This is a genomic window from Mesorhizobium sp. 01N446, assembly GCF_056399285.1.
In genome coordinates, this window is sequence record NZ_JBFTRA010000001.1 from 807335 (window position 1) to 828752 (window position 21418).

Below are 21418 nucleotides of genomic sequence, written 5' to 3' on the forward strand. Positions count from 1 at the left end.
TGAGTGATTTGCATTCCTCGAGACGGCCCGCCGCCGGGGTCCGGGCGACGCGCTTTGGGTCTCCTCACGACGCCTTCGCCAGAAAACTCTGGTAGTCCGACTTTGCCTGCAGCAGGCGCAGCACGTTTTCGCGCGATCCCCGCACGTGGGCGCGGGCCAGGGCGCCTGCCCGGGCGGCATCGCCGGCGCAGATCGCCTCGACGATCTCGGCATGCTCGTCGCGGGCGATCTTCCATTCGTCGAGCCACAAGAGTTCGGTCCAGACATAGTGCTGGCACTTGTCGAGGATGCCGCACAGCATGCCATGCAGCATGGCATTGCCGCTGATCTCGGCGATGACGCGGTGCAGGTCGATGCCGACCTCCAGCTCCTGGAATTTTTCCTTTGTCGTGCGGTCGGGAATGGCGGCCAGCCGTTCGCATTCGGCCAGCATGGCGCGCAGCCGCGCCTTGTCCTTGTCGGTCGCGGCGGCCGCGGCCAGTTCGGTCGCATGACCGTCGAGCAGTTCGCGGATGTCGAAGGCCTCGCGAAACATGTTGATGTCGAACTCGGTGACGACATAGCCCTGGCGCGGCCGGCCGGTGACCAAGCCGTCGCGCTCGAGGCGGTTGAAGGCCTCACGCACCGGCGTGCGGCTGACATTGAGTTTTGCGGCAATGTCGTTCTCGGTGACGCGCGAGCCGGGCGGAATCTGTCCTGTCACGATCATCGCCTTCAGCGAGGTGTAGACCGAGTCGCGCAGCGTGTTCTTGGTTTGCTTGCTCAAAGATCCGTCCCCACCGGCAATCGATTTGCCTATCTCTATTCGCAGTCGGCGCGATTTGCCACGCCTTGGCGGCGCTGCCCGCGCCGGTCTGCCTCGTGCCTGTCAGCCTGCTTCGGACGGTGTTGACATCGCCGATCCCTAGGCTACACTCAAAATTGTATACAAAATCGCATGCCAAATCAAAACAAATGGGAACACCGGCTGGAGAACCGACATGAAAACCATCAATAGCCTTGGGATTGCCGCGGTCGCGGGCCTCATGGCAGCGGCAGCGACGCCCGCTTTTGCCGCCGATACGATCACCGTCGCGTCGTGGGGCGGCACCTATCAGGAGGCGCAGACCAAGGCGTTCTTCGATCCGACCGCCAAAGCACTCGGCATCACCATCAAGCAGGACACCACCAACGGCCTTGACGACGTGCGGCTGCAGGTGACCGGCAATGCGGTGAAGTGGGACATCACCGAGCTTGGCGCCGACGAATGCGCGCGCGGCTCGAAGGAAGGGCTGTTCGAGAAGCTCGATTACGGCATCATCGACAAGAGCGGCATCAACCCGAAGCTGGTCCATGACGACTGGGTCGGCATCTCCTACACTTCCGTCGTGCTCATCTACCGCACCGATGTGTTCGGCGACAAAGGGCCCAAGACCTGGGCCGACTTCTGGGACGTCAAAAAGTTTCCGGGACGGCGCGCGCTCTCCAGCAGCCAGGCGACCGAGACGCTGAGCGTCGCCGCTCTCGCCTCCGGCCTGCCGATCGAAAAGGTCTATCCGGTCGACGTCGACGGCGCCTTGAAATCCGTCGACAAGATCCGCGGCCATGTCGATGCCTGGTGGACCTCCGGCGCCCAGGCCATGCAGCTGGTTAAGGATGGCGAAGTCGACATGGCGAGCATCTGGAACGGCCGCGCCGGCACATTGAAGAAGGAAGGCGCGCCGGTCAGCTTCTCCTTCGACCAGGGCGTGCTGACCGCCGATTGCATGGTCATCCCCAAGGGCGCCAAGAACAAGGAAGCTGCGATGAAGGCGCTGGCGATGTTCGTCAGCCCGCAATTGCAGGCCAATCTGCCGCTCTATGTCGACAACGGCCCGGTCAACGAAAAGGCCTTCGAGACCGGCAAGATCCCGCCGGAACGGATCAAGGACATCAATTCGGCGCCCGAAAACGTCAAGAAGCAGGTACTGCAGGATGCCGAGTTCTGGCGTGACAACCTGGTCGAGGCGACCGAGAAGTTCAACAATCTGATCCAGCAATAGCTGCCTGGCAGACACTTCACGGCGGGGCGGCGCAAGCCGCAAAGGCAGCTTCGCCCCGTTACTCGTTGCCGGCCAGAGCGGTTCAGCGTTTCTCTAGAACGTCAAACCACTCTGTCTCTTTGTTTTTACGCAATTCCGAACGGAAAACCGCTCCACACTTTTCCTGGAATTGCTTTGAGGAGAGAAGAATCTTGTCCATTGCGTCATCCGCGCTGCCGATCAGCATGCGCCGGATCGAGAAACGATTTGGCAGCGTATCGGTGCTGCGCGACCTGAACCTCGATGTCGAGGCCGGCGAGTTCCTGACGCTGCTCGGGCCTTCCGGCTCCGGAAAGACGACGCTGCTGATGATCCTGGCCGGTTTCGTGCGGGCCAATGGAGGGTCGATCAAGGTCGGCGACGACGAGATCATCACCACGCCGCCGCACAGGCGCAACATCGGCATGGTGTTCCAGAACTACGCGCTGTTTCCGCATATGAACGTTTTTCACAACATCGCCTTTCCGCTGAAGCAGCGCGGCGTCGCGGCCGCCGAGACGGCCGAGCGTGTCGAAAAGGCGCTGGAGCTGGTGAAGCTCAAGGGCCTCGGCGAACGGCGTGTCGACCAGCTTTCCGGTGGCCAGCGTCAGCGCGTGGCGCTGGCGCGCGCCATCGTCTTCGAGCCGCGCATCGTGCTGATGGACGAGCCGCTTTCGGCGCTCGACAAGGGCCTGCGCGAGCATATGCAGATAGAGCTGCGCGCCCTGCACCGGCGGCTTGGCATGACGACGGTCTATGTCACGCACGACCAGCGCGAAGCCATCACCATGTCGGACCGCATCGCGGTGATGAATGCCGGACGCATCGAGCAGCTCGACAAGCCCGAGACGCTGTACGCCGCGCCGAAGACGCAATTCGTCGCCGGCTTCATCGGCGAATCGAATTTCATTCCCGTCGAGTGCCGCAACGGTTCGGTCTGGTACGAGGACAGGCGGATCCAGACGGCAGGGGCGCCGCCGGTCCCCGGCCAGCATCTGATGGTGGTGCGGCCGGAAAAGCTGCGGCTGGTCACGGCGGCCGAACCGTCGAGCGGTGTCAATGTGCTCAACGCCACGGTCGGCGACATCATCTACCAGGGTGACAGCTTCGTCTGCTACGTCTCACTGCGCGACGGCCGCCAGCTGACGCTGCGCGATTATTGCCGCAGCGATGTGCTGGCGCGACTGCCGCAGCCCGGCCAGCCGGTCAGCCTCGGCCTCGATGCGCAGGATACCATCCTGGTGGCGGCAGAGGGATGAGCGCGCAATCCGCCCTCCTGAGAGAATCAGCCGGCGCGGACCGGGACCTCAACGCGCAGGCGCTGCGCGCCGACGCGCGGCGCGAGTCGCTGCGGCTGCTGGCACTTTTGTCGCCGAGCCTCTTCCTCGTCTTCGCCATCATCATCGTGCCGATCGGCTGGCTGTTCTGGCTCTCGCTGTACGACGAGGCGGGCGTCTTGAGCGCCTCCAACTATGCGCGCTTTTTCGAGCAGGCCTCCTACATCAAGACCTTCGTCACCACTTTCAAGGTCGCCTTCATCGTCACCGGCGCGTGCGTGCTGTTGGGCTATCCCCTCGCCTACATGCTGTCGCAGCTGCCGCGCCGGGCGGCGTCGATCTGCCTGATCTTCGTCATCCTGCCGTTCTGGACTTCGGTGCTGGTGCGCACCTATGCCTGGCTGGTGATCCTGCAGCGCAAGGGCCTGATCAACGGCTGGCTGATCGACCTCGGCGTGATCAGCCAGCCGCTGTCGCTCGCCAACAATCTGTCCGGCGTCGTCATCGGCATGACGCACATACTTTTGCCGTTCCTGGTGCTGCCGCTCTATGCCTCGATGAAGACCATCGACACCGACTGCCTGCGCGCCGGGATGAACCTCGGCGCCGGGCCGGTCGCCACTTTCCGGCAGATCTTCTTTCCGCTGTCKCTGCCCGGCCTCGCCTCGGGCGTGGTCATCGTCTTCGTGCTCTGCCTCGGCTTCTTCGTGACGCCCGCACTGATGGGCGGCGGCAAGGTGATCATGTGGGCGATGCGCATGGAACAGACCACCAGCCTCTATTCCAACTGGGGCGCGGGCGCGGCGCTCGGCGTGGTGCTGCTGGTGGTCACGCTGGCGCTTCTTGGTCTCTTCCAATGGCTGCTCGGCGCGCGCGCCACCGGCGTGTGGAGTTCGCGATGAGCGCAGATATTGGCCTGCCTATCGCACACCGGCAACGCCTGTGGCTTTACGCACTGGGCGGCCTGGTCCTGCTGTTCCTGATCGCGCCGTCGGTCATCATCGTCATCATGTCGTTTTCGGATTCGACGCTGCTGCAATTCCCGCCGCAGCAATGGTCGCTGCGCTGGTACGAAACCTATTTCCAGTCGGTGGAATGGCGCGACGCAACCATCGTCTCGGTCAAGGTGGCTGTCATGACCGTGCTGGTGGCGACGCCGCTCGGCACCGCCGCCGCCTACGCCATCAACCGCGGCACGCTGCGCTTCAACGGCACCATCAACGGTCTGCTGACGGCGTCGCTGATAATCCCGGTGATCCTGATCGGAATCGGCACCTTCTTCCTCTACGCCCGCATCGGCCTCAACAACACGCTGACCGGCTTGGTCATCGCGCATACGGTGCAGGCATTGCCGCTGGTGGTGCTGACCGTGCTGTCGGGCCTGCGCTCCTACGACATGAACCAGGAGCGCGTGGCGCGCAGCCTGGGTGCCGGGCGCATCGCCGCCTTCTGGCAGGTGACGATGCCGCAGATCCGCTTCTCCATCGTCTCGGGCGGGCTGTTCGCCTTCATCACATCCTTCGACGAGGTGGTGGTTTCGCTGTTCATCTCGGGCGGCGAGACCACGACCTTGACGCGGCGCATGTTCAACGCACTGCGCGACCAGATCGACCCGACCATCGCCGCCATCTCGACCTGCCTGATCGTGCTGTCCATCCTGCTCCTGTCGGTGGCGCAGATCTTCGGGCGGCGGCATTGATTTCATCAGACCATGGGATATCCAGACAGAATGCGTGATTTCCAGTTTCCCGGCCGCTCGCCGGTTCGTGCCACGCAAGCGATTGCGGCGACCTCGCACCCGCTCGCGACCCTTGCCGCGATCGACATGCTGCGCGCGGGCGGCAATGCCATGGACGCCGCGGTCTGCGCCGCCGCCGTGCAAGGCGTCGTCGAGCCGCAGTCGACCGGCATCGGCGGCGATTGCTTTGTCCTCTATTCTCCCGGCGGACAGGGCGACGTGCTGGCCTTCAACGGTTCGGGCCGCGCGCCCGCCAAGGCTGATGTCAACTGGTACCTGGACAAGGGTTTCAACGAGCTTCCCAAACAGGGGCCGCATGCGGTGACCGTGCCCGGAGCCGTCGATGCCTGGAGCCGGCTCCTGGAGGATCATGGCCGCAAGAGCCTGGCCGAGGTGCTGGCGCCTGCCATCCACTATGCCGAGAACGGCTATGTCGTGCATGACCGCGTCGCCTTCGACTGGGCCGAACCGGAGACCGACCTGTCGGCCGACGAGCATGCCGCGCGCATCTTCCTGCCGGGCGGCCAGGCGCCGAAGGCCGGCGACATCCACCGCCAGCCGGAACTCGCCGCCACCTTGCGGATCATTGCCAAGCAGGGCCGCGCCGGCTTCTACGAGGGCGCCGTTGCCGACGACATGGTGCGCCGGCTCAATGAACTGGGCGGGCTGCATTCGCATGAGGATTTCGCCGCGACCAAGGGCGACTATGTGGCGCCGGTCAGCACCACCTATGGCGGCTATGACATCCACCAGATGCCGCCGAACAATCAGGGGCTGACGGCGCTTTTGATGTTGAACGTGCTGTCCGGCTTCAAGCTCGGCGGGCTCGACCCCAACGGCGCCGAGCGCCTGCATCTGGAGATTGAGGCCGGACGCCTGGCCTATCAGGATCGCGACCGCTATGTCGGCGACCAGGACGAGGTTCATGTGCCGACAAAGGAGCTTCTGTCCGGCGCCTATGCCGACCGGCTGCGCGCCGAGATCCGCCGCGACCGCGCCATGACGCATCTGCCGCGCCTCGACCTGCCCGGCAGCGACACGGTCTACATCTCGATCGTCGACCGCGATCGCAACGCGGTCTCCTTCATCAACTCGACCTATTATTCCTTCGGCAGCGGCGTCGTCGGCCCGAAGACCGGGATCGTCTTGCAGAACCGTGGCTCGAGTTTCCGCCTCGACCCGGCGCACCCCAACGCGATCGCGCCCGGCAAGCGGCCGATGCACACGATCATGCCCGGCATGGCGACGAAAAACGGCCGCGTGGTGATGCCGTTCGGCGTCATGGGCGGCGGTTACCAGCCTTTCGGCCATGTCCATCTTTTGACCAACATGATCGATTTCGGCATGGATCCACAGCAGGCGCTGGATGCGCCGCGTGTGTTCTACAATGACGATACGGTAGAGGCCGAACGCAGCGTTCCCGCTGATGCTATCGAAGGCTTGCGCAAGCGCGGCCATCGCGTCGTCGAACCGCAGCATCCGCTTGGTGGCGGGCAAGTGGTGCTGATCGACTGGGAAAAAGGCACGCTGACCGGCGCCTCCGATCCACGCAAGGATGGGATGGCGCTGGGGTATTGATGGCCAAGACGAACCGAGAATGGCCGCGACTGCCTTACGAACGTGGGCGCCGCCCCTCACCTGCCTGCCGGCATCCTATCCCCGTATAGTGACGGGGAGAGGGACGCTGTCGCGAATGATTTCGCCAATCGCCAGCGTTGCAAAGAAAGTGCCGACGTAGCGATCAGCCCTTTCTCCCCGTCACTACACGGGGAGAAATGCCCGGCAGGGCAATGAGGGGCGGCGCCGACGTCGGTAATTGTCCAGGGTCGGATCCATCCCTAGGCTTTCTAGAAGCAGTCGTTTGAAACATAGTCGGTGACCATGAGCACGAATTCAAAAGACCTCTCCCATCGTCTCGCCGCCGGCGCCGACGACGCGCCGGCGATCCTGGCGCCCGACAGGGCAACACTGACCCATGGCGGGCTGCGCGGCCTGATCAAGGCCACGGCCGAGCGACTGCATGCGCTCGGCATCGGCCGGGGCGACCGGGTGGCGATCGTGCTGCCGAACGGGCCGGAAATGGCCACCGCCTTCGTCGCTGTAGCGGCCGCCGCTTCGACGGCGCCGCTCAATCCCGCCTACCGCGCCGACGAGCTCGATTTCTACCTCACCGACATCGGCGCCAAGGCCATCCTTGTCGCTGAGAATGAGACCGGTCCGGCGGTTGCGGTGGCCGAGCGGCTCGACATCGGCGTGTTGAGGCTCATCGTGCAGCCGGATACGCCTGCAGGCAGCTTCACCATCGAGGGCGCGGCGATCGGTCCGCAGGCGGYGCCCGACATGGCAGGGGATGGCGACATCGCGCTTTTGCTGCACACGTCGGGCACGACATCGCGGCCAAAGCTGGTGCCGCTCAGCCATGCCAACATCGCCGCCTCCGCCCGCCATATCGGCGCGACGCTCGGCCTGAGCGCTGATGACCGCTGCCTGAACATCATGCCGCTGTTCCACATTCACGGGCTGATCGCGGCGGTCCTGTCGTCGCTGGCTGCGGGCGGCAGCATCTACTGCACGCCGGGCTTCAACGCGCTGCGCTTCTTCCAGTGGCTGGGCGACGCCAGGCCGAGCTGGTACACGGCGGTGCCGACCATGCACCAGGCGATCCTGCCACGGGCGGCGCGCAATGCCGAAGTGCTGGCGGCGGCGCGCCTGCGCTTCATCCGCTCGTCCTCGGCATCGCTGCCGGCGCAAGTGATGGCGGAACTCGAAGCGACCTTCGGCTGTCCGGTGATCGAATCCTATGGGATGACCGAGGCCGCCCACCAGATGGCGTCGAACCGGCTGCCGCCGGGCCTGCGCAAGCCGGGCAGCGTCGGCGCCGGCGCCGGACCGGAGCTAGCGGTGATGGCGCCCGACGGGCGGCTGATGGAAGCCGGCGAGACGGGCGAGATCGTCATTCGCGGACCCAATGTCACGGCGGGCTATGAGAAGAACCCGGACGCCAACGCCACGGCCTTCGCGCATGGCTGGTTCCACACCGGCGACCAGGGCGTGCTCGACGAGGACGGCTATCTGCGCGTCACCGGCCGGCTCAAGGAGATCATCAACCGCGGTGGCGAAAAGATCTCGCCGCTCGAGGTCGACGACGTGCTGATGGACCATCCGGCGGTGGCGCAGGTCGTCACCTTCGCGATGCCGCATGACAAGCTCGGCGAGGAGGTGGCGGCGGCCGTGGTGCTGCGCGAAGGTATGAGCGCCACCGAAAGCGACATACGCGCTCACGCCGCGACGCGGCTCGCCGACTTCAAGGTGCCGCGCAAGGTCCTGATCCTGGACGAAATCCCCAAGGGTGCTACGGGCAAGCTGCAGCGCATCGGGCTCGCCGCCAAACTCGGGCTTTGACGATGAAGATCACCATTTTCGGCGCCGGCGCGATCGGCGGCTATCTCGCCGCCAAGCTGGCGATCGCCGGCCGCACCGACCTGTCGATCGTCGCGCGCGGCGCGCATCTGGAAGCGATCCAGGCCAACGGCCTGCGCCTGATCGAGGACGACCAGGAATCGGTGGCGCCGGTGAGAGCCGCCGCCAAGGCGGAGGAGCTTGGCGTGCAGGACCACGTGGTCCTGGCGCTGAAGGCCCATTCGCTGACCCCGGCGCTGGACCAGATCGCGCCGTTGCTCGGCGACCACACTTCCGTCGTGACCATGCAGAACGGCGTGCCCTGGTGGTATTTCCATGGCGTGGGCGGGCCGCTCGAAGGCACCAGGTTGAGCACGGTCGATCCCGGCGGCGCGATCTGGCAGCGGATCGGGCCGCAGCGCGTCATCGGCTCGGTCGTCTATCCCGCCGTCGAGGTCGATGCGCCCGGCCTCATCCGCCATGTCGAGGGCAAGCGCTTCTCGCTCGGCGAACCCTCGGGCGAGCGCAGCGAACGGGTGACGCGACTGGCCGAGGAAATGGTCAAGGCCGGCCTGCAGGCGCCGGTGCGCGACGACATCCGCAGCGAAATCTGGGTGAAGCTGTGGGGCAACCTTTCCTTCAACCCGATCTCGGCGCTGACCGGCTCGACGCTTGCGGCAATCGTCGCCGACGACGGCACCCGCGCGCTTGCCCGCACCATGATGCTCGAGGCGCAAGCGATCGGCGAAAGCCTCGGCGTGCGCTTTCCCATTGCGGTCGACCGCCGCATCAAGGGCGCCGGCGATGTCGGCGAGCACAAGACCTCGATGCTGCAGGACCTGGAACGCGGCCGGCCGATGGAAATCGACGCGCTGGTGAGCGCGGTGCATGAGCTTGGCCGGCTGGTGGACAAGCCGACGCCGACCATCGACGCGGTGCTGGCGCTGGTGCGGCGGCTGGCGGTGGAGCGCGGCTGTTACGGGTGATGGAGGCAAGGCGGGCCAAACCTTGACGCGCTCGCGCCCTGCCCAACATATCGTTGGCCCGCCCTTGTTGCCGACCCGAGAGGGGCGTGCCGAAACGGATATGTCCATCCAGCCTTTGGTATCAAGGAACCGCCTCCATGCTGCGATATGCCTGCCTCCTTGGAATTCTGGCCATGACAACGGCTCATCGCGCAATGGCGCAGAGCGATGCCGAAATGAAAGCGTGCGTCGACCAGTCCGGCGGCTACACCTGGAAAATGCTGGATTGCGGGAAGACCGAGATCGACAAGTTCGATGCCAGGCTGAACGCGGCTTATAATACGCTTTTGCATCGCGAACATGGCCCTCAACGTGCCCGGTTGCAGCGCGAGCAGCGCACCTGGCTGAAGCATCATCTGCGGGAAACGCACCGTCTTGCCGCCGATCCCGACAACGGAGAAGCCGCCCTCTTCACATCTCAAGGGTTTGAACTGGACGATTTGAGCGCACGCACCGCCGAACTCGAAAAACGTGTCCAGCAAAGCCCGTAGCCGGCCCCTCCTGCCGACGCTGGCGGCGAGCGGCGAGCGACCGCGGCCGTTCGATCCGGAGCGGGCCTTCCGGCCGGATTTGCCTTACCGTGCTGGCCCGACCAGTCGGGATGGCGGCGCCGGTCATCCCTCCTAAACCGATAGTTCCAGGAGTATTGACTCGACCACCGGAGTCGCAACGCCTAGATTGCGTACGGATCACTAGCCTTCCACGGGGGAAGCCAACTGAGAGATCAGGATGGCTTTGGCAATGAACAGGTCGATAACCGCCATTACCGTGACGCATAACAGCGCGCATACCGTGCGGGGCGCGCTCGCTCGCCTGCCTCCAGGGGTGGAGATCGTATGCGTCGACAATGCAAGCACCGACGATCTTTCCACCGCGCTGTCCGGCCTTGCCGTTCATCGTATCGATAATCCTGTAAACCTCGGCTTCGGGCGCGCTTGCAACATCGGGGCGGCGGCGGCGACGGGAGAGTATCTGCTGTTCATCAACCCCGACGTGCGTCTTGGGACGGACGCCGTCGATGCGCTCATGCAGGCGGCTGAACGGTATCCAAATTGCGGCGTCTTCGTGCCCCTCACCAATACTGTGGATGGCCGGCTTTGGTTCCGCGAGGAGAGCGAGATCGATCGCCTTTCCGGCGTGTCGCTGCCCACGCGCATCCGGCAGGTCTGGGGAGATTGTTGCGTTCGCTTCGTCAATGGCGGCGTGTTCATGATCAAACGAACGCTCTTCCTCGATACCGGCGGGTTTGATGAAGATATTTTTCTGTATTTCGAAGATGACGACCTCTCATATCGTCTGCTGCAGCGTGACGAGCCCATGATCCTTGTCAGTGGCGCGCATGCCGTCCACGACATTGGCACGTCGGTTGCGCAATCAACCCGCTCGCGTATCTTCCGGTATCGCTCGAAGATGCGATCGGAGATCCACTTGCGCAAGAAATACGGCATCGCCTATAGCCCGTTTGTCGACATACTCCGTTATTCGACGAAAATAGGCTTCTATTGCCTGACGCTAAATCCGAACAGATTGATCAATTCCCTGGGCCGACTGATTGGCATATTCGACAGTATCCTTGACCGATCGCGCGCGAATCGGAACAGCGGCTATGTCGCCTGACGCTGCCGACACGACAGTTGCCTTGCCTGATGTCCTGCCTCACGAGCCGCGGAAAGGCGGCGTCTACTCAAGCGGTACCGTGAGCGAAATCCATATCCGCGCGCCGGGACGCTATATCGTCGAGCTTTCGCCGACACAGAGGCGGATGCCGTTTCTCCGGCTCGCTGTTCGCCGCCCAGGACATGCGGACAGGACCATCTATGCGCCGGTCACCACGCGGACATCCTATCTGCTCAAAAGCAGCGAAGGCGGCCTGGTGCTGCAATTTGATAGAGACGACGTCGTTGCGGCGAGTGTTCGGCCTTTAAGCATCAGCGATATTGGCGCGCTGCTGACCCGGCGCCGTCGTCACAAGCGATTTCAGCTGCCGCTTGGCGGAGGCATCGTCTTGCAGCCTCTTTTGCACATCTGCGGACCGCAAGGGCGTGAATTGGCGCGCGCCCTCGGCAGTCTTGCCGGTTGGGGCTTTGGCACTGCGAGCGACAATCTGCAGACGACCTTGTCGCGGCATTTTGATGGCCCGCCAGCCGAGGCCCCCAAACGCCGGCCCACAGTCGAGCCGAAGATTGCCGTGGCGCTTCACCTGCATTACCCCGATCTCTGGCCCGAGTTCGAGGCGTTGCTCGAGGCGACCGATCGTCAATTCCAGCTTTTTCTCACGCTGACCCGGCCTGACGCGGCACTCACGCAACGCGTTCTGGCAAGATTTCCGGGTGCCGAGATTGCGGTTTACGAAAATCGTGGCCGCGACGTGGGCCCCTTCATCCAATTGCTTCGCGAAGGCAAGTTCGATCCCTTCGATCTCATCTGCAAGCTGCATGGCAAGAAGTCGGGATCGAGCGGGCCGCGCATGGTTCTCGGTGAGATCTGGCGCCAGGCGAGTGCGTTCGACCTGATCGGATCCCGCGACGTGGTCGACCGCATCATCGCCAATTTCGAGCGTTCGCCCGGCACCCAGATGATTGGRTCCAGGCGCTTTCGGCTGCCCAATGAATGGAAGGGTGAGAAGGCTGCGTGGGGCGAGAACAGGCCGATGGTCCTCAATTTGCTGGAGACAATGGGGATGTCCTCCAGCTCTCGCCTTGATTTCTTTGCCGGGACGATGTTCTGGGTTCGACGCGGCGCGCTGGAACCGCTTCGACGGCTCGATCTGCCTTTGGCAGTCTTTCCCGAAGAGACAAGCCAACAAGACGGCACATTGCAGCATGCCCTCGAACGTGTTCTCGGAATGATCTGCACAAAGATCGGCGTTGCTTCGGATGGTGATATGACAACGGAATCCCGCGAGGCGGACTCGATTGGATAGATCCGATTTTTTGATCTTTGCACGATCGCTCACCAGCAGAAGCCGATGGAAGAGATTTCGACTCTGGCAACGAATTCGCGCCAGCGGCCTGTTCGATGTGTCGTGGTATCTGGTTCAGAATCCGGATGTCGCCCAGAGCGGGACAGATCCGATCCTGCATTACATCAAGTACGGTGTCTCGGAGGCCCGAAACCCAAGTCCGAACTTCGACAACGAATACTATCTGGCGAAAAATCCCGACGTGGCTGCCGCGTCGATGAATCCATTGGATCACTACATTCGTTTCGGCAAGATTGAGGGGCGCAACCCCCGACGTGCTCCTGGCACAAATGCGGGCTCCATTCAGAGACCCTCCACCTACGTGCCGCGATCCAGCGAGAGGCGACCCGCCGCGTTGAAGGCGCGCCTCATTGCCTTCTACCTACCACAGTTCCACCCGATTCCCGAAAATGACGCCTTTTGGGGAAAGGGTTTCACGGAATGGACGAATGTTACACGCGCAGCGCCGCAGTTCGACGGTCATTATCAGCCCAGACTGCCGGCGGATCTCGGCTTCTACGACCTGAGGGTGAAGGACATCCAGAGGGAACAGATCGCGATTGCCCTTCAGCACGGTGTCTCGGGGTTCTGTTTTCACTTCTACTGGTTCAACGGCAAGCGCGTCCTCGAGATGCCGATCACGCAATTCGTCGAAAACGATGAGCACGAACTGGGCTTCTGCATCAATTGGGCGAACGAGCCCTGGAGCCGCCGCTGGGATGGGCGCGACCAGGAGGTGCTGATTGCGCAATCGCACTCGCCCGAGGACKACCTGGCCTTCATCGAATATGTCTCCGGCTATTTTCGCGACCGGCGATACATCCGCATCGGCGGCAAGCCACTGCTCATGATCTACCGGCCCGGATTGTTTCCGTCAGCCGTTGAAACAGCACAACGCTGGAGGGCCTATTGCCGGGAAGCCGGCATCGGCGAGATTTTTCTGGCTTATCCGCAGTCGTTCGACACGGTCGATCCCGCCGACTTCGGATTCGACGCCGCCGTCGAGTTTCCACCGAATCTTGGAAAACTTCGCGAGATCAGCGACAGAATTCCAACGCTCAAGAGCGGCTTCAGAGGAAAGATCTTCGACTGGACAGAGCTGCTCAACCGCAGCCGCGCCTACCCGCAGGTTCCCTACACGCTGTTTCGCGGACTTTGCCCTTCCTGGGACAACACCGCACGGAGAATGGACGCAGCCTACATTCTGATGAACGCATCGCCGTCCCGCTACGGAGAATGGCTCACCAACGCGGTCGCCGATACATGCGATCGTTTCGCCGATTTCGACAGCCGGCTGATCTTCGTCAATGCGTGGAACGAGTGGGCGGAGGGAGCCTGTCTCGAGCCCGACGCCCGCTATGGCTACGCCTATCTGCAGGAGACGCGGGACGCGCTGTCGGCTCCGTCAGCGGCCGGCAAACTGCCCAGGGCTGCGTCCTGGCGCGTTTTGTTCGTTTCGCACGATGCAGCTCTCGGTGGAGCGCAGGCTTCGTTGATCGACATCGTCCAGTGGCTGCAATCGCACACGGATCTGGAGATCAAGGTCCTGTGCCTGGCGGGCGGTGAACGGCTCGAACAGTTTCGACGCATCGTCGATACCGCCCTTCTGGACGATCTGGTTTCGCCGACCGAGACGACCGCCACGAAGCTGGCCCGCATCACCGATTGGTACGGGGGCAGGCCCGACCTCATCTATTGCAACAGCCTGGCCACCGGCCGTGCGCATGCGCTGCTTGGCGGACTGGGCATTCCTATCCTGACGCATGCCAGGGAATTGGCAATGAGCGTCGCCCGATACGCCAAGCACGACGTAGAGGATGTCGTTTCCCACACGCGGAGGTTCGTAGCGTGTTCGCCAAGTGTCCGGGACTATCTGATGGCCGAACACAAGGTCGAAACGAACGCCATAGACGTCGTTCCAAGCGCGGTTCCGCGACCCAACGCCGATCTCGGTCAGACCGAAATCCAGCGTCTTGATCGTCGCCGGCTGGCGGGCTGGCCCGTGGACAAGACCATCGTCCTGGGATCCGGCCTCGGAATGCCCTTCCGCAAGGGTGCCGACCTGTTTATCGAGGCAGCCCGAATTCTTCGGGCCCGCGGGGTCGAGGACTATCATTTCTTCTGGCTTGGCTCGTTTCCGGAGTTCGAGCGCGATGAGGTTCTCGGCACCTGGTCGCAGCAGCTCGACAGGATGCGTGCGGACGGGATGGACGAAAAGGTGACATTTCTGGGCGATGTCGAGGATGTGCGCGGCTATCTTCGGGCTGCCGACCTGTTTCTTCTGACATCCCGCGAAGAGCCGTTCGGCCGCGTCATGCTGGAGGCGGCATTCGCCGAGTTGCCGGTGATCTGCTTCGCAGGCAGCGGCGGGGCGCCGGATTTCGTCGAGGACGATGCCGGTATCATCGTCGACCGGGCCGATCCCGCCGCCATGGCCGATGCGACGCTGAAACTGATCCGGAACCCGCCGTTGCGGATGCAACTCGGCAGGCAGGCGGGCGCCAAGGCGCGGCGGCATTTTTCCACCGATCGGGTCTTTCCGCGCCTGCTGTCGTCCATGCGAAATGTCGCAGGCCAGCCGCCCGCGGTCTCGATCATCGTGCCGAACTACAATTACGCCCGCTATCTGCGTGAGCGCATGGACAGTATACTGGGGCAGTCCTTTCAGGATTTCGAGCTCATCATCCTGGATGATGCCTCGACCGACGATAGCCGATCGATCCTCGACTACTACGCTGGCATCCATGGCACCCGTGTGGTCGTCAATGAAAGCAATTCCGGGGCGCCCTATCCTCAATGGTTCAAGGGCATGGAGCTCGCGAGGGCCGATCTGATCTGGATCGCCGAGGCCGACGATGTTTCCGACCCTGCTTTCCTCGAAACCCTCGTGCCGTTGTTCCGCGATCCCAGCGTGAAACTTGCCTTCTGCGCGTCGAAGATCGTCAATGATCGAGGCGAGATCGTCGGCGACTATCTGGCCAGCCCGTATCTCACCGATCTTTCCAATTTCAAATGGAAGCGAAGCTACCAGGTCTCGGCGGAACAGGAGATCAACGAGGGGCTCGGCGTCAAGAACACCGTCATCAACATCAGCGCGGCGATTTTCCGCAAGTTCGACATCACGCCCGATTTCGCCGCGCGCGTCTTGTCGCTGCCGACCGGGGGCGATTGGTATTTCATCCTCGAGGCAATCCGTAACGGCTGCGTCGCCTATGAGGCTGCCTTGCTCAACCATCACCGCCGGCACGGGGACAGCGTCACAAGCGTCATCACGRCCTCCAATCCGGAGGCACCGCTGCGCACGCGGCAGATAGTCCACAGGCATGTGTTGCACACCTATGAAACGGATTTAGCCATCAAGCTGAAAATGGCCGAACATGTCGCACAGCTGTGGGACCAGCTTTTTCCCGGACGTCCGGCCGATGAGATGGAAAGCCTGTATTCGCTCGACAGATTGGGCGAGTTCGCCACGAAACCGCCGGAGAGTACGTCCCCCGCCGCGTGAGTTGTTGAGCAGATCCAATCCGGCTCGGCTGGTTAGATTCCCCAAGGGAAAGTGTGAGCGGTTTTCCGTCCGGAATTGCGTCAAGACAAAGAGTTAGAGCGGTTCGCCGTTTCCATGAAACGATGAAACGCTCTAGCTCGCGGCGACGAGGTGGCCGTTGCCGACATCCTGCAAGGCCAGTTTCAGCGGCGCCTCGCCGATCCTACGCGTGGCGCTCGGGATTTCCTGATCGAGGCGGGCGAAGCGGCTTCTGCGCCGCGCCGGGTCGGGCACCGGCACGGCTTCGATCAACCGCCTGGTGTAGGGGTGGCGCGGGTTGGAAAACACCTGGTCGCGCGTGCCCATTTCGACGATCTGGCCGAGATACATGACGGCGACGCGGTCGGAGATATTCTCGACCACCGCCATGTCATGCGAGATGAAGAGATAGGCGACGCCAAACTCGCGCTGCAATTCCTTCAACAAATCGAGCACGCGCGCCTGCACCGAGACATCGAGCGCCGAAACGCTTTCGTCGGCGATGATCAGCTTCGGCCGCAAGGCGAGAGCACGGGCAATGCAGACACGCTGGCGCTGGCCGCCGGAGAATTCGTGCGGATAAAGCTCCATCTGGTCCGCCGACAGGCCGACGCGTTCGAACAGCGTCGCAACACGCTGGCTGCGTTCTTCCCTGGAGGCGATGCCATGAATCACCAGCGGCTCGGCGACGAGATCGCCGACGCGCATGCGCGGGTCGAGCGAGGCGAAGGGATCCTGGAAGATCATCTGCACGTCGCGGCGCACCGCCTTGCGTTCGTCGCGGCCGAGGCCCGACAGATTGCGCCCGCCAACGATGATGTCGCCGCTGTAAGGCACAAGGCCCGCCAACGCCTTGGCGGTGGTCGATTTGCCGCAACCGGATTCGCCGACCAGCGCCAGCGTCTCGTTGGGCGCAATGGAAAAACTGACGCCCTCGACCGCATGAACACGGCGATTGACCCGGCCGAAGAAGCCGCCATGTAGATCGAAGCGGACATGCAGATCGCGGATGTCGGCGACATTTGCCGGCATCGAACCTTCCGCTGCATCCCTGGATTTCTGGCGGCCGACGCCGCTGCCGATGCGCGGCACGGCGGCCAGCAGTTCGCGTGTGTAGTCGGCTTGCGGCCGGGCAAATATATCGGCAGTCTCGCCTTCTTCGACCATGCGGCCATGCCGCATGATGATGACGCGATCGGCCATTTCGGCGACCACGCCCATGTCGTGGGTGATGAGGATGACGCTGGTGCCATGCTGGCGCTGCAGGTCGCGCAGCAGTTCCAGCACCTCGCCCTGCACGGTGACGTCGAGCGCCGTCGTCGGTTCGTCGGCGATCAGCACGTCGGGCTCGAGCGCCAGCGCCATGGCGATCATCACCCGCTGGCGCATGCCGCCGGAGAGTTCGTGCGGGAACTGCCTTAGCCGGCTTTCGGCCTCCGAGATGCGCACCGCCTTCAGCGCCTCGATGGCGCGCTGGCGGGCGGCGGCCGGCGACAGGCTGGTATGCGCCTCGATGGATTCGGTAAGTTGCCGGCCGATCGACAGCACCGGATTGAGCGATGTCATCGGCTCCTGGAAGATCATGGCGATGCGGTCGCCGCGAATGCGGCGCATCCGGCGCTCGTCGAGAGTAACCAGATCGGTATTGCCGAGATGGATCGTGCCTGACGATATGCGGGCGGCAGGCTGCGGCAGCAATTGCATGATCGCCAGCGCCGTCATCGATTTGCCGGAACCGGATTCGCCGGCAATGCAAAGTGTCTCGCCGCGCGCCAGCGCCAGCGACAGGTTGGACACGACCTCGCGCTCGCCATCCTCGCCGCGCACGCTGACGGAGAGGTTGGCGATGTCGAGCACCGCTCCGGCCCTCACCGGGGCGGTTGCCCCGGTTCGGTTCTTGCCTGCGCCGGCCTTCATTCAAACACGCAGCGCGGAAAGTAGAACGACACCACCCAGTTCGGCATGTCGACGATCTCGCTGATACGGAGATCGCCGCACACCGAGGCCAGCATATAGGCCTCGACCGGGTCGATCTTGTAGCGGCCGGAGAGCAGGTCGACCATCTGGGCAACCGCCTCCTTCGCGCCCGCCATCAGGTCGGGGCCGATACCGGTCGTCACCTCATAGCCTTTGGCGTCGAGGTGACGCGTGACCGGGCCGGGGGTGGTGAAGCGCGGCGTCTTCAGCCTGGCGTCCTTGACCAGGTCGAGCTTGAGCACGACATCCATCGGGCTTTCGATCGCAGTGCCGCAGACCTCGCCGTCGCCCTGCGCGGCATGAGTGTCGCCGACCGAGAACAGCGCCCCCGCCACTTCCACCGGCAAATACAGCGTGGTGCCGGCGGCGAGATCGCGAATGTCGAGATTGCCGCCGACGCGCCGCGGCGGCACCACCGAGTGGAGACCCATCTCGGCCGGCGCATTGCCGATGGTGCCGGCGAAAGGCTTCAGCGGCACACGTGCATTCTTGCTGAACAGCGCCGGCTCCAACGAGGCGGCGTCGTATTTCCAGATGTTGAGCGCCGGCTCCTTGAAGTCGTCGGCGAGCAGGCCGAAGCCCGGAATGTTCCCCGTCCAGCCGAAGCCGGACGGTTTGAACAGCTCGATCGTCACCTTCAAGGCGTCACCCGGCTCGGCGCCCTCGACGAAGATCGGCCCGGTCACCGGGTTGATCCCGGCGAAATCGAGCTTGGCGATGTCGGCGACCGTGCTGTCGGCCTTCAGCTGGCCGCCGGAGGAATCCAGGCACTGGAACTCGATGGTCGAGCCGGGCGCCACCCGTTCGGCCGGGGCAAAAGAATTGTCCCAGCCGAAATGATGATGGCGCCCGTGGATGGTGTAGTCGCAGTTACTGCACATCTTTTACGTACACATTGTCATAGTTGATCGGGATATGGACCGGGTCGACATAGAGGTTGTCGGCGCCGCCCATGCGGGCCGATTTCATGGTGAAGCGCTGCTCGTTGAAGACCGGCGCCCAGGGGGCGTCTTCCATCACCTTGTCGTAGATGGCGCTCCACATCTTGTCGCGCTCCACGGCCTTGGCCGGGTCGACCACGGAGTCGGCCTCGGCCGCCTTGGCGTCGAGATCCTTGTTGCAATACCACGACCAGTTCCAGCCGCCCGGCACCGCGCCGGCGCAGCCGAGGATCGGGCCGTAGAAGTTCGACGGATCGGGGAAATCGGCGATCCACGCCATGCCGCCCGACCAGATCATCGGCGCGCCGGCCTTGTCGCCGCCGGCGGCAATGACGTTGGCCTGGGCGAGCGACTGGATGCTGGCCTTGATGCCGATTGCCGCCAGATCCTGCTGGATCGCCTGGGCGATGCGCGGGTTGGGATCGGTGTTCATGGCGAACAATTGCGTGTCGAAGCCATCGGGATGGCCGGCCTCGGCCAGCAGCGCCTTGGCCTTGGCGACGTCGTAGGGGTAACCCTTGTACTCCTTGTCGTAGCCCGGCATCGACGGCGGCAGCGGCTGGTTGGCCGGCACGGCGCGGCCGTTGATGATCTGGATGATGCGCGCCTTGTTGATCGCCATGTTGACGGCCTGGCGCACCTTCACATTGTCGAACGGCGCCATGGTGGTGTTCATGGTGACATAGCCGGTGTGCAGCTGGCCGCCCTCGACGACGCGCGCCTTCTGCTCGGGATCGGCCATCACCTCCTGGAATTTCGCCGGCGGAATGCCGTCGCCGGGCACGTCGATCTCGCCCTTCTGCAGGCGCAGCAGCGCCACGATCGGCTCCTGGCCGATCTCGAAGGTGATCTTGTCGAGATGCGGCAGGCCCTTGTGCCAATAATCCGCATTGCGCTCGAAGACGATGCGCTGGCCGAGCGTCCATTCGGCGAGCTTGAAGGCGCCGGTGCCGACCGGATGCTTGCCGAAATCGGCGCCGTATTTCTCGACCTCTTCCTTCGGCACGACATGCGAGAAGTTGATGGCCATGACATGCAGGAAGGTGGCGTCGGGACGGGTCAGTTCGAACTTGACCGTGTAGGGATCGACGACGGTGACGCCCGACAGGCTGTCAGCCTTGCCGGCGGCGACATCGTCATAGCCCTTGATCGAGCCGAAGAAGCCGGCGCCCGGGCTCTGCGTCTTCGGATTGGTGACACGGTCGAGCGAATATTTCACGTCGTCGGCGGTCATCTCGCGGCCATTGTGGAATTTGACGCCGTGGCGCAGCTTGAAGGTGAAGGTCTTGCCGTCAGGCGAAATCTCGTAGCTTTCGGCAAGGTCGGGCTTGAGGTTGGTGGTGCCCGGCTCGTAGTCCATCAGGCCGTCGAACAGGCTCTTGATCATCGACCAGTTCTGCCAGTCATAGCCGATTGCCGGATCCAGCGTCGCGACGTCGTCCTTGTAGGTGATGGTGATGGCGCCGCCCTGCTTGGCATTCGGGTCGATCGTGTCCTCGGCGCGGGCGCTTGCCATGCCGAGCATCAGCGCCAGCGCCGATGCCGCCACGGTGGTGGCCAGAAGTCTTTTCATTTCGTGTTCCCTTTCTCTGGTTGTCTTCTTGATTTCATCTGAGCTTGATGCGGGGATCGATGAACGGCGCGATGATGTCGGCCAGGAGATTGCCGAGCACGATGGCGAAGGCCGAGACCAGCGTGACGCCCATGATGATGGGGATGTCGACACGCTGGATCGCCTGCCAGGCGAGCTGGCCGATGCCGGGCCAGCCGAACACGCTTTCGACGACGACGATGCCGCCCATGAAGATGCCGATGTCGATGCCGATCATGGCGATGACTGGCAGGATGGCGTTGGGCAGCGCATGGCGGAAAATGATGGCGCCCCGCGCCAGGCCTTTCGCACGCGCGGTGCGCACATAATCCTGGCGCAGCACGTCGATCATCGACGAGCGCATCATGCGGGCGTACCAGCCGGCGCCGAGGATGCCCATGGTGAGCGACGGCAGCACCAGATGGCGCCAAGTGCCGTAGCCGCCGATCGGAAACCAGCTCAGCCTGACCGCGAACACGTAGAGCAGTAGAAGCCCGACGACGAATTGCGGCGCCGAAACGCTGACGAAGGAGGCGACCATCAAGGTCTGGTCGGTCGCGGTGCCGCGCTTGACGGCGGCGATCAGGCCCATGGAGAGCCCGATCAGCAGTTCGCACAGGATGGCGCCGACCATCAAAAGCAGGCTCGCCGGCAGCCGTGAGACGATCAGCTCGGTGACTTCGGAGCGCTGGATGTAGGAGCGGCCGAGATCGCCGCTGACGAGCCTGGTCAGATAGTGCCAGTACTGGACGACGAAGGGCTGGTCGAGGCCGAGCTGCTGGCGGATGTTCTCGACCGTCTGCGGCGTGGCGCTGCGGCCGGCGATCTGGCGCACCGGGTCGGCGGGCAGGAGATAGAGCAGCGCGAAGGTGATCAGCGAGACGCCGAGCAGGATGAGCAGCGACTGGATCAGCCGGCGGCCGAGATAGGCGATCATGACCGGCCC

Annotated in this window: 16 protein-coding genes; 11 read left to right on the top strand and 5 right to left on the bottom strand. The window is 63.5% G+C overall.

The window, feature by feature from the left end; all coding sequences use genetic code 11:
• Window positions 1-64: 64 nt before the first annotated feature.
• Window positions 65-766: a GntR family transcriptional regulator gene (locus tag AC1DPX_RS03785; protein WP_477234659.1), complete on the bottom strand. Its 702-nt coding sequence runs from the start codon at window positions 764-766 to the stop codon at window positions 65-67.
• Window positions 767-980: 214 nt separating this feature from the next.
• Between AC1DPX_RS03785 and AC1DPX_RS03790 the strand changes: the two genes are divergently transcribed.
• The 11 genes from AC1DPX_RS03790 (at window position 981) to AC1DPX_RS03840 (ending at window position 15945) form a co-directional block, all read left to right on the top strand.
• Window positions 981-2021 (top strand): ABC transporter substrate-binding protein, encoded by a 1041-nt coding sequence (locus tag AC1DPX_RS03790; protein ID WP_477234661.1) that lies wholly within the window; start codon window positions 981-983, stop codon window positions 2019-2021.
• A 191-nt stretch (window positions 2022-2212) separates the two neighbouring features.
• Window positions 2213-3298, top strand: a complete 1086-nt coding sequence (locus AC1DPX_RS03795; protein ID WP_477234663.1) for an ABC transporter ATP-binding protein — start codon at window positions 2213-2215, stop codon at window positions 3296-3298.
• Complete coding sequence (locus AC1DPX_RS03800) at window positions 3295-4218, top strand: ABC transporter permease (protein ID WP_477234665.1); 924 nt, start codon at window positions 3295-3297, stop codon at window positions 4216-4218. Before AC1DPX_RS03795 ends, AC1DPX_RS03800 begins: the two co-directional genes overlap by 4 nt.
• Entirely contained in the window at window positions 4215-5015 is an 801-nt protein-coding gene (locus AC1DPX_RS03805; protein WP_477234667.1) for an ABC transporter permease, read from the top strand. The genes AC1DPX_RS03800 and AC1DPX_RS03805 overlap by 4 nt, the downstream gene beginning before the upstream one ends.
• A gap of 30 nt (window positions 5016-5045) precedes the next feature.
• The gene (ggt, locus tag AC1DPX_RS03810) at window positions 5046-6632 is read left to right on the top strand and encodes a gamma-glutamyltransferase (RefSeq protein WP_477234669.1); all 1587 of its coding nucleotides are present in this window, start codon (window positions 5046-5048) and stop codon (window positions 6630-6632) included.
• Window positions 6633-6935: 303 nt separating this feature from the next.
• Window positions 6936-8456, top strand: coding sequence for an acyl--CoA ligase (locus tag AC1DPX_RS03815; RefSeq protein ID WP_477234671.1), 1521 nt, complete (start codon window positions 6936-6938; stop codon window positions 8454-8456).
• Between the two features lie 2 nt (window positions 8457-8458).
• On the top strand, window positions 8459-9439 hold the full coding sequence (locus AC1DPX_RS03820; RefSeq protein ID WP_477234673.1) for a 2-dehydropantoate 2-reductase: 981 nt from the start codon (window positions 8459-8461) through the stop codon (window positions 9437-9439).
• Window positions 9440-9576: 137 nt separating this feature from the next.
• Entirely contained in the window at window positions 9577-9969 is a 393-nt protein-coding gene (locus AC1DPX_RS03825) for a lysozyme inhibitor LprI family protein (protein ID WP_202356891.1), read from the top strand.
• Between the two features lie 238 nt (window positions 9970-10207).
• Window positions 10208-11095 carry a glycosyltransferase family 2 protein gene (locus AC1DPX_RS03830; RefSeq protein ID WP_202356892.1) on the top strand — a complete coding sequence of 296 codons (888 nt, stop codon included), beginning with the start codon at window positions 10208-10210 and terminating at the stop codon, window positions 11093-11095.
• A complete protein-coding gene (locus AC1DPX_RS03835) occupies window positions 11085-12401 on the top strand; it encodes a rhamnan synthesis F family protein (RefSeq protein ID WP_477234675.1) in 1317 nt (438 codons plus the stop codon). Before AC1DPX_RS03830 ends, AC1DPX_RS03835 begins: the two co-directional genes overlap by 11 nt.
• Window positions 12402-12795: 394 nt before the next feature.
• On the top strand, window positions 12796-15945 hold the full coding sequence (locus tag AC1DPX_RS03840; protein WP_477234677.1) for a glycoside hydrolase family 99-like domain-containing protein: 3150 nt from the start codon (window positions 12796-12798) through the stop codon (window positions 15943-15945).
• Between the two features lie 132 nt (window positions 15946-16077).
• Here AC1DPX_RS03840 and AC1DPX_RS03845 read toward each other — a convergent pair whose 3' ends face one another.
• From AC1DPX_RS03845 to AC1DPX_RS03860, 4 genes are read right to left on the bottom strand one after another with little or no spacing between them, the layout of a single operon-like run.
• Window positions 16078-17880, bottom strand: a complete 1803-nt coding sequence (locus tag AC1DPX_RS03845) for an ABC transporter ATP-binding protein (protein ID WP_477234679.1) — start codon at window positions 17878-17880, stop codon at window positions 16078-16080.
• The gene (locus tag AC1DPX_RS03850) at window positions 17877-18821 is read right to left on the bottom strand and encodes an acetamidase/formamidase family protein (protein ID WP_477234681.1); all 945 of its coding nucleotides are present in this window, start codon (window positions 18819-18821) and stop codon (window positions 17877-17879) included. The genes AC1DPX_RS03845 and AC1DPX_RS03850 overlap by 4 nt, the downstream gene beginning before the upstream one ends.
• Complete coding sequence (locus AC1DPX_RS03855; protein WP_477234683.1) at window positions 18811-20454, bottom strand: ABC transporter substrate-binding protein; 1644 nt, start codon at window positions 20452-20454, stop codon at window positions 18811-18813. Before AC1DPX_RS03855 ends, AC1DPX_RS03850 begins: the two co-directional genes overlap by 11 nt.
• A 34-nt stretch (window positions 20455-20488) precedes the next feature.
• Complete coding sequence (locus AC1DPX_RS03860) at window positions 20489-21409, bottom strand: ABC transporter permease (RefSeq protein WP_477234685.1); 921 nt, start codon at window positions 21407-21409, stop codon at window positions 20489-20491.
• Between the last annotated feature and the right edge of the window lie 9 nt (window positions 21410-21418).